Source organism: Qipengyuania citrea, from assembly GCF_009828015.1.
Taxonomy (GTDB): domain Bacteria; phylum Pseudomonadota; class Alphaproteobacteria; order Sphingomonadales; family Sphingomonadaceae; genus Qipengyuania; species Qipengyuania citrea.
In genome coordinates, this window is sequence record NZ_WTYG01000001.1 from 41,816 (window position 1) to 56,751 (window position 14,936).

Consider the following 14,936-nt stretch of genomic DNA (forward strand, 5'->3'; position numbering starts at 1 on the left):
GCGCAGGGCATGCCGTGCTGCCGTTGTTTGCGTTGGCGCTGCTATCCTCCTGCGGCAGCGAACCTCAGCCCGACGACAACGATCCCGTCCTTACCGAGGATGCCGGCGCGCTTACGGTCGCTGCTGCACTTGGCTCCGACCCGGATCTCAGCGCGGCGCAGGACGCCATCGAGAAATCGCAGCTCACTACCGTGCTCGACGGCCCGGCCAGCTACACGCTTCTCGCCCCGACCAACGCAGCGTTCGAAGCGGTGAACGATCGCGCCATGCCATTGCTCGAACCGGAGCACCGTCCCGTCCTGATCGCGATCCTGCGCAACCACCTCCTGCCGGGGCACCTCACACCCGAAGCCATCGACGCCGCGATCGACCGCGAAGGCGGGCCCGTCGCGATGACGACGCTCGGCCGAACGCTGGTCTATTTTTCGAGATCGGAAGGGAAGCTGTATGTTTCGTTAGGGGACACCCGCGCCGCGCTGGTCGATAGCGCCACCGCGGTGAACAACGGGGTCGTCATTCCGATCGACACGATCCTGGCACCCGATCCGCGCAACGCCGCGGATCAGTAGTCGCGGCTGATTTCAGCCACCAGGCTTTCGCGTCCGACAGTGGACACCGCAGCAAGCAGAGACAGCCAGCTCGTCACCCGGAATTCCAGCTCGGTCGCGCTGTATCCGCGGCCATCGGTGATGATTTCGGCGTAGAAGCGCCGTCCGAAATTCTTACCCAAGGCCACACCCGTGCCGCGCCCCAGCGCTGGATCCGCGCTTACGATCCGCAGCCGGTCGAGGCCGATTGCGCTGCGTAGCTGGTTGATCGGGTCGAGCCCGCCGCCGCCGCGCAGGCTGGCAACCGCAGCGCCAAGCTGCAACGCGTCGGTGGCCGACAGGCTGGTGACCGACCCGCCAAACAGCAGTCGGGCCAGCAGTTCTTCCTCGGGCAACGAGGGATTCGAGTTGAAGGCGATTTCCGGCTGGGTCGCGCTGCCCTGTACCGTCGCTTCGACAGTCAGTCCGTCGCGCTCGGTTTCGGCCCGGATGTCGAGCCGCGGGTCGACCGGAAGATTTGCGTCGAATTCGATTTCGCCGCGGGTGAGTTCGAACCGCGTTCCGGCGAAGGTGTAATCGCCGCGCACGACTTCGGCGCTGCCGCCGATCCGCGGGTCATCGGTGGTTCCGCGCAGGATGACATCGGCGGACCATTCGCTGTCGAGGCCCATCCCGTCGACATCGATGCGGCTGGTTGCCCGTGCGTCGATCAGATAACGCCAGGGGCGCGACGGGGCTGCCTGCGGGCCCCGGTTGGCCGGGGCATTGATCTCGCGCGTGGCGATTTGCGGAATTCGCAGATCATCCGATGCAGTTCCCAGCGTCCAGCTGGCGCGGTTGACGCGTACGCGGCCCGCAATGGTGCCGCCAAGGCCGTTGGATACGATGCGCAAGGGTCCGGTGACCGTGGCACTCAAGCCGCCCGTATCAAGCAATTGGGCATTATCGGCTGCGATGCGCAGATCGATCGTCGGGCCGCGAATCTCGAGTATGCGGCCTTCCACCGCCTCGCCGAGGGTCCGCAGGTCGACGATCCCGCTTCCCGTCACGCTTCCGCCATTGACCGGGGTGCCGGCAAACCGCGTCAGTTGCAGCCGCGAACCGCGGAACTGTCCGCGCAGCGCAATATCGCGGATATTGGTACCCGACAGAGAACTGCGCAGCTGGAGCGCTTCGCCGGAAATCGAGCCGCGCACGGTCGGGTCGCGCAGGCTTCCGCTGGCATCGGCGGCGATCGCGATCGGACCGGTGATATCGAACGTATCGAGCGCGGCCAGCCGCCACAGGCTTTCTGCCGCCCCGCGGTAGCGCAATTGCGCGAACAGGCTGCCTTCGCGCAGCCGGTCGAGCAGCATGCCCTGAGCGGGCAAACCCGTGATCCGGGCCTGGATCCGGCCACGCTGGATATCCGCATTCGCTAGCTGGGCCCGCGCGGCAAGTTCGGTATCGGTCAGCTGCGCTACCAGTGCGACATCGACGGGCCGCGAGGTCAGCACCAGGCCCGAGCGGGTCAATTGCTCGATCTTCACCTTGGCTTCGCCCGATGGCAGGCCATTGGCACCGGCGCGGTAATCGACCGTACCCGAAACCGTCCCGCCCAGCCCCGTATCGGGGCGCACCACATCGATCAGCGACAATGGCATGCGCGCCAGCTTGAAATCGAAATCGAGATTGCCGCCGCCGAAGCTGCCGGCAGCGACCATCGCGCCGTCGCCATAGGACAGCTGTGTCGGTGCCAGTTGCCAGCCACCATTGTCGAGGCTGGTCAGCACGGCGCGGCGCGGCATCGATATCGACCGCCCGGCGAATTCCCCCTGCGCTGCGACTGCGATCCGTTCGGGGCGGATCGCCGCGTTGAGGTCGAGTACGAAGCGCCCGCTTCTCCGCCCGGAAAGCGAGGCATCGACCCGTCCCACCCCATTGTCCAGTTCGCCCTCGGCGGCCAGGCGCCCGATAAACAGGGTGCCATAGGACAGGCCTGCCGCCGTGGCCGAACCGGTGAAGGTGGTCCGTCCCTCGGCCAGCAATCCGCTTGCTTCGACATCGGCGCGCGCGACACGCAGGACGGTGTCCCCGCCGAACCGGGCGTTGCGTGCCTGCAGATCGACATCGACGCCCTGCCCCGCGCCGCGCGGCGCGAGCGCTACTGTGCCATCGAGGCCGCCGCCTGCCAGAGCGATCGTGCCATCGACGCCGCCATCGATCAGGGTCAGCGCGCCAGTCAACTGCGTATCTGACAGCTGCATGGTTTCGATGGAGATCCGCGTGGGGCCGTCTTCCGGGGCGACCAGTGCCAACTGGCCGGCGAAGGGCCCCAGCACCGATTCGCCATCGGTGTCGATCGCAAATCCATCCTCGGTAGGCGCTATGGCCAGGCGAACATTCTCGAGCCCCGTCACCGGCTGGGCGAACACCAGCGCGGCGCTGGGCCCGGCATCGGTGACGCTCGCCTCGACCGTGAAGGGACCGTAATCGACATGCCTGCCGCTGCCCGCGACCTGCGTGGTGCCCGCCCGGATGCTGCCATCGACCGAGAGAGCGAGCTTGTTCGAGTTGACGCGCAGGCGATTGAAATCGAGCGGTGCGTTTCCGCCCACCGCAACTCCGCCGCGTACACGGATCGGCGTGCCGGCAAGATTGGCCAGGGTGGCGTTGGTGACCGGTGCGATACGCGCGTCGAGCTCGGCCGAAAGACGCCAGGGGGCGCCCGGGGCAAGCGCGAAATCGATCACGGCCGTGCCGCCCGCGGTCCCGATATCGTCCAGCGCCAGTCCCTGCGCGCGCACTGGCCCGCGGATCCGGTAGCTTCCACGGGCGAGATCGCCACGCAGCGCGAGGTTGGCTGCGGCGCTGGGGAAGGACAGCCGCAAATCGTCCGCCAGCAATGTCGAACCCGTCAGTACCAAGGTGCCGCGGCCGGTGCCGTCGACAAGTCTTGGATCGACCATCGCATTGCCGCTGGCAATCCGGGCGACAGTCAGGTTCAGCGGCAGGGTCCAGCGCGTGCCATCGTAGCGCGCGGTGCCTTGCTGCTTCAGGCGGGTGAGCACGGTTCCGCCGATGTCCAGTTCGCCTACGCGCGCCTCATGAGCAATGGCGAGATCGTCGAACGATCCGTCGAGCGTGGCGGTCAGCCGCGTATCGCGCAGCGCAATACCATCGCCCAGCACCGCCGGATCGCGCAACCGCACCACCATTTCGAGGTCGTCTGCCCGATTGTCGGCCAGATCGACCAGCCCTTCGGCCGAAAGGCTGACTTTGCGGCCAGCCACTATGGCCGTCCCGTCGAACACCCGGTTGTCGATGGCGATATCGCCCTTGAGCGCCACCTTGTCGCCAAGTGCTTCAGCTGGCAGGCCGGTCAGGAATACGGTAGGGTCGACCGTTCCCAGTAAGCCGAACCGGCCAGCGCGGTTGGTCAGTTGCAGGGCGGCGACCCGTTCGTCTTCGCTGCGGACGAGCAATGCGCCGTCCCATTGAGTCCAGGTGCCAGCGCCGCGCACGCGCATGTCGAGCGGGGCATCGAGCCCGGCGAGCGCGGCAATCGGGCCGTCGGCCGCGGCGGAGGCATCCAGCGCAAGATCGAAATCGTCGCCATCGGGTTCGGCGTCGACCAACAGCGCCACCCGGTCACGCGCGCCCAAACGCCCGTCAAGATCGAGCAACAGCCTGCGGTCATCGACCTCCGCGCTCCCGGTGATGTTGACCCGCTGCGCGTTTTCTCCGGCGATGCCGCCGGCCAGCGTGAGATCGTCGATCACCAGTTCCTCGACCGAAATGTCGAAGCCCGGTAATATCGGCCCCTCCTCCTCGCTCGGCAGAAACTCGGGCAGGCGCGACAATTGTCCCCTGCGCGCCGCGAAGCTGTCGATCTCGAGCCGGTTGGACAGCCATGCACCCGGGTTCCAGTCCACTTCCGCGCGGGGAATCGTCAGGAACACGCCCTGCGGATCGGAGACACGAACATCGTGCAACACTGCCGCGCCGTAGAGATTGCCCTCGATCCGGCCGATCTGGATGTTGAGCCCGTTGGGGAAGGTGCGTTCGGCAATCCGATTGGCGAGGAAACGCTCGCCAATCGGTGTGTTCAACAGCGCCAGCGCACCGACCACCAGCAGCACGAGGCCCGCGGCCAGGCCCAGCAGCCATTTGCGGCCCCCGCGCCCGGATGCGCTGCGGCTCGAAACCGATGCCTCGGGGGCGGTCGCGCTGTCTTCGGGCATCAGAAAGCCTGCCCCAGCGAGATGTAGACCGCGACCGGGGAATCTTCGGGTTCGGGGTTGAGCGGCACGCCTACATCAACGCGGATCGGGCCGAAGCCGGTCGCATAGCGCAGGCCCACACCGGCCCCCATCTTGATCTCGTCGAAATCGGGCGTGGTCGATGTCGACACGCTGCCCAGGTCGAAGAACGGCACGACCGATACCGCCCCGTCGAAGAAGCCGGTCCCGATGCGCGCTTCGAGCGAGGCTTCGACGAGGCTGCGCCCGCCGATCGGTTCCATGAACTGGTTCTTCGGACCGATCGACTGGTAGCCATAGCCGCGCACCGATCCGCCGCCACCCGCATAAAGCCGCCGCGAAGGCGCGATGCCGACGAGATTGGCGCCCTGAATGCTGGCGAAAGCCGCGCGCGCCGCGATCACCGTGCGTTCGCCCACCGACTGGTAATAGGCCGCATCGACGCGGTTCCGCAGGTAATAGTACTGCTCGCCCTCGGTGCGCGAGGTTTCGGGGGCAAGGAACCCGGTGACGCGGAAACCGCGGGTCGGATCAAGCAGCGAGTCGCTGGTGTCGATCGTCGCACGGCCGAACAGCGAAGCAATGAAATAGGTCTGGCGCGGGCGGGCCACCCCATCGACGATGCGATTGCGCTCGTCGGTGGCGAGGATCTCGCCGCCCAGCGCCCAGGCCAGCGGCTTCTGGAACAGCAATGTCGAGGTGCGTTCATACGTGCCCGTCAGCGCAACCGTGCGCGCATCATAGGCGCTGGTGTCGATGCTCGAGGCATAGGCATCGACGGTGAGCACCTTGTCGCGGCCGCCGAAATTGTTCTTGCGGAAGGTGACACCCGCCAATTGTTCGCGCGTGCCGAGGATGCCGCGCAGCCGCAACGCGCCTTCGGGCGGGAAGAGGTTGCGATGCTCCCAGCTCGCCTGGATGCGAACGCCTTCTTCCGAACCGTAACCGATCGCCCCGGCGATCGTGCGCAGCTCGGCGCGTTCCATGCTCACGTCCATGGCCACCACGCCCGGCTCGTCGCCCTGAGGGGCCTCGATTTCGCGGGCTTCGACGCTGGCGCTGGAGACCAGCCCCGTCGCGGTTATCGCGCGGCGCAGGTCGAACTCGAGGCTGCGCTGGTAGACATCGCCCGGTTCGAAACGGGCGATACGCTCGAGATGGCGGCTTGAAAGAAACGCCTCGTCGTCGCTTACGACGCCGCCAAAGACATATTTGCCATTCGGGCGCACCGGCATCGTCAGATCGCCCTCGACCCGATCGTGATCGATGAGCAATTCGGGTTCGTCGATTTCGGCGAAGGCATAGCCGGTTTCGCCCAGCGCACGGTCGAGGTCGAACTGTTCGGCCAGGATCGTGTCGGACTGCAAATATTCGCCCGGCTGGATGTCGAAGGAATCGCGCAGCTCTGCCGCATCGGTCGCCGTGTCGAGCTCGCCCAGGTCTATCGCGCCATAGGTATAGCGCGGCCCGGGAATGACATCGAAACGGACGCGGGGATTCTGGTCGGCGCTATCCTCGCCGGCGTCACGCGTGGCGATCGTGCGGACGATTTCGCCATCGTAATAGCCATAGACCCGCAGCAGCGTCGCCAGCAGTTCCTCGTCCTCGCGCGCGCGCGCCGCCAGCTGGGCGACGTTCTCATCGCCATTGTCGAGTTCTTCGATCGTCGAGAGCGCTTCGAACCGGTCGACGAAGTCGCCGCGCTCGGTGAAAGGCGGCTCCTTCTGCGGAAAGCCGAGCACCAGCGAATCGGACAGCGTCTCGATTTCCGCGTCTTCGAAAGCGATTTGCGGCGCATCCTCGAGCAGGTCCGCAAACTGGATATCGCCTTCCGGTTCGAGCGGCTCGAGCGGTTCGATCTCAACATCGTCGGGCCATGCGACGGGCATGGCGGGCAGATCGGCGATCGGCGTTTCGGCGGCCAGCACGGGTTCGGCGCTGGTCACACCTTCGTCGGTGCCCTGTTGCGCCCAGGCTTCGGGATTGTCGACCGCGCTGTCGGGGATCAGGTCCTCAAGAGACGCCGGCGCGGATGTGTCCTGCGCAACTGCTGGCTGCGCACCCGCAAACGCCGCGAGGGCAAGACAGGTCGCAAGCGCGCCGCGCGCGACCTCAGTCGTCGACCTTATACTCTGCAGCAAGCCCGTCTTTCGCAGGGAGCGGATCGTCGCGGCGCTTGGCTCGCGGCGCGGTTGCAGCGGCGATAAGCTGCTTCTGTTCCGCATCGGGCATGCGCTCCCACCCACCGCGGGTGAGCCGTTCGAGCGGCCGGTAGCGGACCTTGTACTGCATTCGCTCGGCCCCTTCGACCCAATAGCCGAGGTAGACGAAAGGCAGCCCATTGTCGGCCGCACGGCGAATGTGGTCGAGAATGATGTAGTTCCCAAGACCGGCGCGATCCCCATGTTCAGGGTCATAGAAGCTGTAGATCATCGACAGCCCGTCACCCTGATAGTCAGTTAGGCACGCCCCCACGAGACGCCCCGGTTCGGTGCCGATGCCCGGCTCCCGATATTCAATCACATAGCTGGTAACACTGGTGTGTTCCACCATATCTGCAAAGTCGCTTTCCTCCATCTGCGTCATGCCCCCACCGGGGTGCCGTGCAGCGAGGTACTTCTGCAGCAGTTCGAACTGTTCTGCCGTCGCCCAGGGGCGGCATTCGGTCGCGATCAGATCGTCATTCGCCTTGAGCGTGCGCTTCTGCGACGAGGACGGGCGGAATTCCTTCGCCACGACCCGCACCGATACGCAGGCATGGCAATCGAGGCACGAGGGGCGGTAGGCCACGGTCTGGCTGCGGCGAAACCCGATCCGGCCGAGCGCTTCGTTCAATTCGTCGGCATTGTCGCCGCGCAGTTCGGTGAACACCTTCCGCTCGCTCTTGCCCGGCAGGTACGGACACGGCGCGGGGCTGGTCACGAAAAAGCGGGGGAAGCGTATCGGTGCGGTCACTTTCGGCGACGTCCTTTTGGCGGCGGGGACAATTACCTGCTGCGCCTATCAATGCCAGAGCGGGTCCTTTGTTAAAACCCTCTTTACCATGAAAAGCCACCACCCCTCGCCAAACGGCCCCGTTCTTCCGTCGGGCGGCGTCATCGAGGCCTCGGTTCAGGCCAGTTCGGCCAGTTCGACGACATAGCCCTTGGCGCGCAGGTTTTCGACCAGCCGATCGATCTGGCCGCCATCGCGGGCTTCGCACTCGATCTCGGCGGTCAGGCCCTTGGCCGGAAGCGTGGTAAAGATCCGCTGGTGGTAGATTTCGATGATGTTGACGTCATGCGCGTTGAATTCGCGCATGACCTTGAACAGCGCGCCGGGGCGGTCCTGCAACACCACCTGCAACCGTGCGAGGCGGCCCGAACGCGCCAGGTCACGCAGCAGCACGTTGGCCAGCAGGCGGGTGTCGATATTGCCGCCGCACAGCACCAGTCCCACGGTCTTGCCGGCGAACCTTTCGGGATTGGACAGCACCGCGGCGAGCCCGGCAGCGCCTGCCCCTTCGACCACGGTCTTCTCGATCTGCAACAGCAGCGAGACCGAATGTTCGAGCGTCGATTCCTTGACCAGCAGCACTTCGTCGACCAGCTCAGCAATGATCTGGCGCGTGAATTGGCCCGGGGCCTTCACGGCAATGCCTTCGGCCAGCGTATCGCCCCCGCAGGGGCGCTCGTCCCCGGTCACGGCCGAGTACATCGAAGGGAAAAGTTCAGCCTGCACACCGACCATTTCGATTTCGGGTTTGAGCGCCCGGGCCACGGTGGCCATGCCGCTCATCAGCCCGCCGCCGCCGATCGGCACGACCAGGCAATCGAAATCGTCCTTCTCCTCCAGCATCTCGAGCGCGACGGTGCCCTGCCCTGCCGCGACCTGCGGATCATCGAAGGGATGGACGAAGGTAAGCCCGCGTTCGCGCTCGAGCTCGCGCGCATGAGCATAGGCTTCATCGAAGGTCTCGCCCACCAGCTCGACCTGGCCGCCGACGCTTTCGGTCTGCATCACCTTAACACTCGGCGTGGTCTGCGGCATGACGATGGTCACCGGCACGCCCAGCCGGCGTCCGTGGTAGCTCAGACCCTGCGAGTGGTTGCCCGCCGAAGCCGCGATGACGCCGCGCGCGCGCTGTTCGTCGCTCAGCTGCAGCAGCGCATTCAGTGCGCCGCGTTCCTTGTAGGCGGCAGTGAACTGGTGGTTTTCGAATTTCAGCCAGATATCCGCACCGGCGATGTCCGACAGCGTCTGCGAACGCAGCATCGGTGTACGGACAACCGCACCAGCGATGCGTGCGGCGGCCGCGCGGACATCGGCGAGGGTCAGCTGGTCGGTCGCCTTGGGGGCGTCGGCATGCGCGGAGGATGCTTGGGTCATGGTCTGCGCCCCTACGGCGCGCTGGGGCGCGGCGCAATCGCCGAAAGGGTTTGCCTCTACCAAGCTATGCCTTATCGCTGGGCGCGCTTAACCGAGACGGGACTGCCTGACATGTCATTCAAATTCCTCGTATCCACCCTGGCTCTTGCGCTCGCCACGCCCGCCGCGGCGGACGTGCTGGTCGACAATGTCGAGGGTCTTACGATCGGCGAGGATGGCAAGCTCAAGCGGTTCACCGCGCTGGTGATCGACGACGAGGGCAAGGTCGCGCAGATCCTGACCGCGCGGGACGAAGTGCCGCAGACCGACTTCCGCGAAGACGGCGATGGTGCAGTCATGATCCCCGGGCTGATCGATGCGCACGCGCATGTCATGGGCATCGGCATCGGCGCGCTCACGCTCGACCTGTCCGATACGAATTCGCTCGAGGAAGCGCTCGACAAGATCCGCCGCTTCGCTGCCGAAAACGAGGCCCGGCCCTGGATTCTCGGCCGCGGCTGGAACCAGGAAAAATGGGGCCTCGGCAGGTTCCCCACCGCGGCCGAGCTCGACAGCGCGGTCGCCGATCGTCCGGTGTACCTGCAGCGCGTCGACGGCCACGCCGGCTGGGCCAATACGATGGCAATGGAAGCCGCAGGGATCACCGCGACGACAGAAAGCCCTGCCGGGGGGCGGGTCGAACGCATGCCCGGTTCGCAGGCCCCGTCGGGGGTCTTCGTCGATGCCGCCGAAAGCCTGATGACCCGCGCCATTCCCGCCCCGCGCCCGACCGAGCGCGACCTTGCCTTCGCCAAGGCACAGGAGGTCCTTCACCGCAACGGCATTACCGCCGTGGCCGACATGGGCACGACGATCGAGGATTGGCAGACCTTCCGCCGCGCGGGCGACAAGGATGCTCTGACACTGCGGATCATGGCCTATGCCGCTGGTCCGGACGAGATGGAACTGATCGCCGGCGCCCGTCCCACGCCGTGGCTGTATGACGACAAGCTGCGCATGAACGGGATCAAGATCTACCTCGACGGCGCGCTGGGCAGCCGCGGCGCATGGCTCAAGCAGCCCTATGCGGACGATCCCGGCAACACCGGCCTGCCGCTGACCGGCCCGGCCAAGCTGCGCAACATCCTGGTCCGCGCCGCGCAGGGCAATTTCCAGCCCGCGATCCACGCGATCGGGACTGCCGCCAATGCCGACGCGCTGGCCGCGATCGCCGAGCTGAGCGAAAGCTTCCCCGGCGACCGGCGCTGGCGGATCGAACACGCGCAGATCATCGATCCGGCGGACCTGTCCGGTTTCGGCCAGAACGGCGTCATCGCCTCGATGCAGCCGGTTCACCAGACCAGCGACCGCTCGATGGCCGAAGCGCGGCTGGGGCCGGATCGGCTCGACGGCGCCTATGCCTGGAACAGCATCCTGCAGCTTGGCGGGCGACTGGCCTTCGGCTCGGACGCGCCGGTCGAATCGCCCGATCCCTTCGCCGGCCTCGCCGCAGCGACCACGCGGATGGATGCGAATGGCGAACCGTTCGGCGGCTGGCGACCCGAGGAACGCGTCAATCGCGAACAGGCGCTGGCTGGCTTTACCAGCGCAGCGGCCTATGCCGGGTTCGCCGAAGGCCGGTTCGGCCGGCTGCTGCCCGGTGAACGCGCGGATTTCGTGTTGATCGACCGCGATCCGCTGCTGGCCTCGCCTGCCGAACTGCGGGCTACCAAGGTGCTGGAAACCTGGGTCGGCGGGCGCAAGGTCTACGAAGCGGACTGAGCCTCGTCGGCACCGTCGTTGTCGGTACGGCGGCGCCGATCGGTCAGCCGCATCAGCACCAGCGAACCTTCGAACAGCAGCAGCAGCGGAACCGCGAGCAGCAGTTGCGAACCGGGGTCTGGCGGCGTGATGATCGCTGCGAGCGCCACGATCAGCACGATCACATAGCGCCGGGCGGACACCAGCTGGTCGCGCGTGACGAGACCCGCGCGATGCAGCAACAGCAGCAGCACAGGCAGCAGGAAGCTCATCCCGAAAGCGAGGATGAACTGCATGACCAAGCCGAGGTATTCGTTGGCGGTCGGCAGCGCCTGGATCTCCATCCCGCCCGCGGTTCCCTCGAAGCCGAGAAACCAGCGGAAGGCGGTGGGCATGACGACGTAATACGCCAGCGCCGCACCCATCCCGAACAGGATCGGCGTTGCCAGCAGGAACGGCAGGAAGGCCCGCTTTTCCTTGGCGTAGAGCCCCGGCGCGATAAACGCCCACAACTGGTTGGCGATGATCGGGAAGCTCAGGCAGAAGCCGGCGAACAGGGCGACTTTCAGCTCGACGAAGAAGACCTCGTAGAGCTTGGTGAAGATCAGCTGGCCTTCGCCCACGGGAAAGGCATTCTTGAGCGGCTGGATGAGGAAGCCGAGGATTGGATCGGCGAAGTAGAGGCACACGCCGAAGGCAAGCGCCAGCGCCAGCACGCAGCGCACCAGCCGTCCGCGCAGTTCGATCAGGTGATCGAGCAGCGGGGCCTGGCTTTCGTCGATGTCCTTGATCACTGCCATGTCAGCTATCCTTGCCCGGGGGCGGAGGGTCGAGCGACAGGGTGGGTTCGTCCGAATGTTCGGCCGCCTTGACCGGGGCGGCACGCTTGATCGCGGCTTCCGCCGCGGCATCGGCATCGGGCACCTCGCCTGCCGCAGCCAGCGGTTCCATCGGCTGGTCGGGCAGGAGGTTCTCCGGCGCGCCCCCTTCCGGCGAGGAACCGTCGGGATACTTGGCCATGATTTCCTTGTTCCGCGCGGCCCACTTGTCTTCCATTTCCTCGATCTCGGCCTGGCGGACGACTTCGTCGAGCCCGGCGCGGAAATGGTTGGACATGCGGCGCAGCTTGCCGATCCAGCGGCCCGCGTGGCGCAGCGCCTTGGGCATGTCCTTGGGGCCGATCACGAGGATCGCCACAATGACGATCACCAGCAATTCGCTGGCGCCGATATCGAACATGGCCTGCCTCCGCCCGCTAGCGGATCACTTGGTGTCGGTGGTCTGTTTGACCTGGTCGGGCTTGAGTGATTCGTCGGCGGGCTTGGCTTCATGGCCGAGCTGCTTGGCGGGCGCGTCGTCTTCGTTCATGCCCTGTTTGAAGCTTTTGATGCCCTTGCCGAAATCGCCCATCATTTCGGAAATCCGCCCGCGACCGAACAGGACGAGCACGACGACGGCGATAATGGCGAGCTGCCAGACACTGAGACCCATGGGACCTTCTCTTTCACATTGCTTGGATGCGAATATAGGCGTTGCGCGGGCTTAGCGCCAGTCAGCTCTCTTCGGGATCGTCGCTTCGCTCGGTATCGTCCGCCCCATCCTCGCCTGTGGCCTCTCCCATCAACTCGTCATAGGCATCGTCGACCGGGTCGAGCAGGCCGGTGGCGCGCAATTCCGCGATTCCGGGCAGGTCGCGGCGGCTCGACAGGCCGAAATGCTCGAGGAATTCGGGCGTCGTCGCATAGATCGTCGGCCTACCCGGCACCTCTCGGCGGCCCGCGATCCTGATCCATCCCGCTTCCATCAACACGTCGAGCGTCCCGCCGCTCGTCTGCACCCCGCGGATCGATTCGATTTCCGCACGGCTGACCGGTTCGTGATAGGCAATGATCGCCAGCACTTCGGTAGCCGCGCGGCTCAGCCGCCTGATCTGCTCTTGCTCGCGGCGCAGGAGGTGCGCGAGATCGGGCGCGGTTTCGAAATGCCAGCGTTTGCTTCGCTCGACCAGATGGATGCCGCGCGGTTCGTAATCCTGCGCCACGCTGCGCAGCGCCTGGCGCACGTCGCCGACCGCCGCGTCGCCCAGGAAACCGGCGAGCGCTTCGGCAGTCATCGGCTCTTCCGCTGCAAACAGCGCGGCTTCGACGGCGCGGGCGAGATCGTCCATCAGCCGGTGACCCGCCGCAACCGGAGCGGTCCGAACGTATCGTCCTGCTGCAATTCGGCCTTGCCCAGCCGCGCCAGTTCCAGCGCGGCGACGAAGCTCGAGGCGAGCGCCGACTTGCGCAGGCGGGGCTCCGCGTGCGGGGGCAGGAAATCGCGCAATTCGATCCAGTCGAGCGTCACGCCGAGCATGTTGGATACCCGGTCGAGCGCAGATTCGAGCGTCATCACCGGTCGTTCGCGCACCATGTGGATCGCCGGGGCGGTCCGCGCCTTAACGCGCCCATAGGCCTCGATCAGCGCGAACTGGTCGCAGCGCCAACGCGTCTTGCGTTCGATCTCGAGCCCTTCGGGCGCGCCGCGCAGGAAAACATCGCGGCCGATCCGGTTGCCGCCCATCAGCCGGGCCGCCGCATCGCGCATCGCGCCAAGCCGCTGCAGGCGCAGTTGCAGCCTGAGGGCGAGTTCTTCGGGCCCGGGGGCTTCTTCCTCGTCCTTCGGAAGCAGCATGGCCGATTTGAGATAGGCGAGCCAGGCGGCCATCACGAGATAATCGGCCGCCAGTTCGAGCTTCAGCGCCTCGGCATGGTCGATGTAGTCGAGATATTGGTCGACCAGAGCGAGGATCGAGATCGACCGCAGATCGACCTTCTGCCGCCGCGCGAGGTCGAGCAGCAGGTCGAGCGGACCCTCCCAGCCATCAAGCTCGAGATAAAGCGCGTTCTCATCGACTGCCGCCTCTGCCGCAATGCCGTCCCAATCCTCCTGCGGCGCGGTATCGTCCTCGGGGAACAGCAGGCCGCTGTCGGTCACGCCGCGCGCTTTTCCGCCAGCGCGAGCAATGCATCGCGCTTGGCCAGCAGCTCATCCGTATCGGGGCCATCGGAAGGCGGATGCATCGCCGCATGCACCCTTTCAAGTCGGCGCGCCGACTGGTCGGACATCGTCTTCCCCAAATCGGCGATCGCCTGCTGGTCCTGCATCCTGGCCCAGCAATTGAGCACGATGTCGCATCCCGCCGCGAGTGCACGGCGCGAGCGTTCGGCAATGGTGCCGTCGAGCGCCTGCATGTCGATATCGTCGGTCAGCAACAGCCCGTCGAACCCGATCCGACCACGGATTATGTCCCGTACGACCGTCTCGGAAAGCGTTGCCGGTACCGTGGCATCCCAGGCTTCGAAAACGATATGCGCGCTCATCCCCAGCGGATGCGCAGCGAGCGTGCGGAACGGCTCGATATCCACTTCGAGTTCGGCATCGCTGGCGGCGACATGCGGCAGCTCCTTGTGCGAATCGCAAGTGGCGCGGCCATGGCCCGGCATATGCTTGAGACAGCCAACGACCCCCGCCCGGCCCAGCCCGTCGAGCACCGCCCGGCCGAGCGCGGCGACCTGCAACGGGTCGCTGCCCAGCGCACGATCCCCGATGACATCGTCGGTTTCGGGGCGCCGGACATCGAATGGCGCATGGAAATCGACGGTGACCCCCATGGTGGCCAGTTCGCGGCCCATGGCTTCGGCATTGGCGCGGGCGGCCTCGATCGCCGAAGCGGGGGCGACGTCCCACAGGGCAGCGAATGCGTCACCCGCGGGATAGGCCTGCCACACGGGCGGTTTCATCCGGGCGACCCGTCCGCCTTCCTGATCGATCGATATGACCAGCCGATCGCGTCCGTGGATCGCGCGCAGTTCGTCGGTCAGCGCGCGCAGCTGGTCCTTGCTCTCGCAATTGCGCGCAAAGAGGATGTAGCCCGCCGGGTCGGCGTCCTTGAAGAAGGCGCGCTCGTCGGCGCCCAGTGCGGTCCCGGCGATGCCGAAAATGGCGGGTGTCATCGGCTGAAAATGCGCCGCGGCGCGCGTTCCCGCAAGTTCGCGGC

At 66.1% G+C, this 14,936-nt stretch carries 12 protein-coding genes; 2 read left to right on the forward strand and 10 right to left on the reverse strand.

The features are described 5' to 3' along the window. Positions 1–14: 14 nt before the first annotated feature. Complete coding sequence (locus GRI55_RS00200) at positions 15–569, forward strand: fasciclin domain-containing protein (RefSeq protein WP_331251260.1); 555 nt, start codon at positions 15–17, stop codon at positions 567–569. Here the strand turns inward: GRI55_RS00200 and GRI55_RS00205 are convergent. The 4 genes from GRI55_RS00205 to GRI55_RS00220 form a co-directional block, all read right to left on the reverse strand. Then, the gene (locus tag GRI55_RS00205; protein ID WP_160765812.1) at positions 563–4,771 is read right to left on the reverse strand and encodes a translocation/assembly module TamB domain-containing protein; all 4,209 of its coding nucleotides are present in this window, start codon (positions 4,769–4,771) and stop codon (positions 563–565) included. The two genes, GRI55_RS00200 and GRI55_RS00205, sit on opposite strands and share 7 nt — an antisense overlap. Continuing rightward, positions 4,771–6,930, reverse strand: coding sequence for an autotransporter assembly complex protein TamA (locus GRI55_RS00210; RefSeq protein ID WP_237452359.1), 2,160 nt, complete (start codon positions 6,928–6,930; stop codon positions 4,771–4,773). Before GRI55_RS00210 ends, GRI55_RS00205 begins: the two co-directional genes overlap by 1 nt. Further along, positions 6,902–7,744, reverse strand: coding sequence for an arginyltransferase (locus GRI55_RS00215; RefSeq protein WP_063506818.1), 843 nt, complete (start codon positions 7,742–7,744; stop codon positions 6,902–6,904). Before GRI55_RS00215 ends, GRI55_RS00210 begins: the two co-directional genes overlap by 29 nt. A 156-nt stretch (positions 7,745–7,900) precedes the next feature. Then, positions 7,901–9,157 (reverse strand): threonine ammonia-lyase, encoded by a 1,257-nt coding sequence (locus GRI55_RS00220; protein WP_050600768.1) that lies wholly within the window; start codon positions 9,155–9,157, stop codon positions 7,901–7,903. Between the two features lie 111 nt (positions 9,158–9,268). Between GRI55_RS00220 and GRI55_RS00225 the strand changes: the two genes are divergently transcribed. Further along, a complete protein-coding gene (locus tag GRI55_RS00225; RefSeq protein ID WP_160765814.1) occupies positions 9,269–10,918 on the forward strand; it encodes an amidohydrolase in 1,650 nt (549 codons plus the stop codon). On the opposite strand, the gene tatC is transcribed toward GRI55_RS00225, so the two are convergent. The 6 genes from tatC to nagZ form a co-directional block, all read right to left on the reverse strand. After that, complete coding sequence (gene tatC, locus GRI55_RS00230; protein WP_202392304.1) at positions 10,903–11,697, reverse strand: twin-arginine translocase subunit TatC; 795 nt, start codon at positions 11,695–11,697, stop codon at positions 10,903–10,905. The two genes, GRI55_RS00225 and tatC, sit on opposite strands and share 16 nt — an antisense overlap. Position 11,698: 1 nt before the next feature. After that, positions 11,699–12,136, reverse strand: a complete 438-nt coding sequence (gene tatB / locus GRI55_RS00235; protein WP_160765815.1) for a Sec-independent protein translocase protein TatB — start codon at positions 12,134–12,136, stop codon at positions 11,699–11,701. 24 nt (positions 12,137–12,160) lie between these two features. Continuing rightward, entirely contained in the window at positions 12,161–12,388 is a 228-nt protein-coding gene (locus GRI55_RS00240) for a twin-arginine translocase TatA/TatE family subunit (protein WP_160765816.1), read from the reverse strand. Between the two features lie 61 nt (positions 12,389–12,449). Then, positions 12,450–13,064: an SMC-Scp complex subunit ScpB gene (scpB, locus tag GRI55_RS00245; RefSeq protein WP_160765817.1), complete on the reverse strand. Its 615-nt coding sequence runs from the start codon at positions 13,062–13,064 to the stop codon at positions 12,450–12,452. After that, positions 13,064–13,873 carry a segregation and condensation protein A gene (locus GRI55_RS00250; protein ID WP_063511324.1) on the reverse strand — a complete coding sequence of 270 codons (810 nt, stop codon included), beginning with the start codon at positions 13,871–13,873 and terminating at the stop codon, positions 13,064–13,066. The genes scpB and GRI55_RS00250 overlap by 1 nt, the downstream gene beginning before the upstream one ends. Continuing rightward, positions 13,870–14,892 (reverse strand): beta-N-acetylhexosaminidase, encoded by a 1,023-nt coding sequence (gene nagZ, locus GRI55_RS00255; RefSeq protein ID WP_160765818.1) that lies wholly within the window; start codon positions 14,890–14,892, stop codon positions 13,870–13,872. Before nagZ ends, GRI55_RS00250 begins: the two co-directional genes overlap by 4 nt. Positions 14,893–14,936 lie beyond the last annotated feature (44 nt).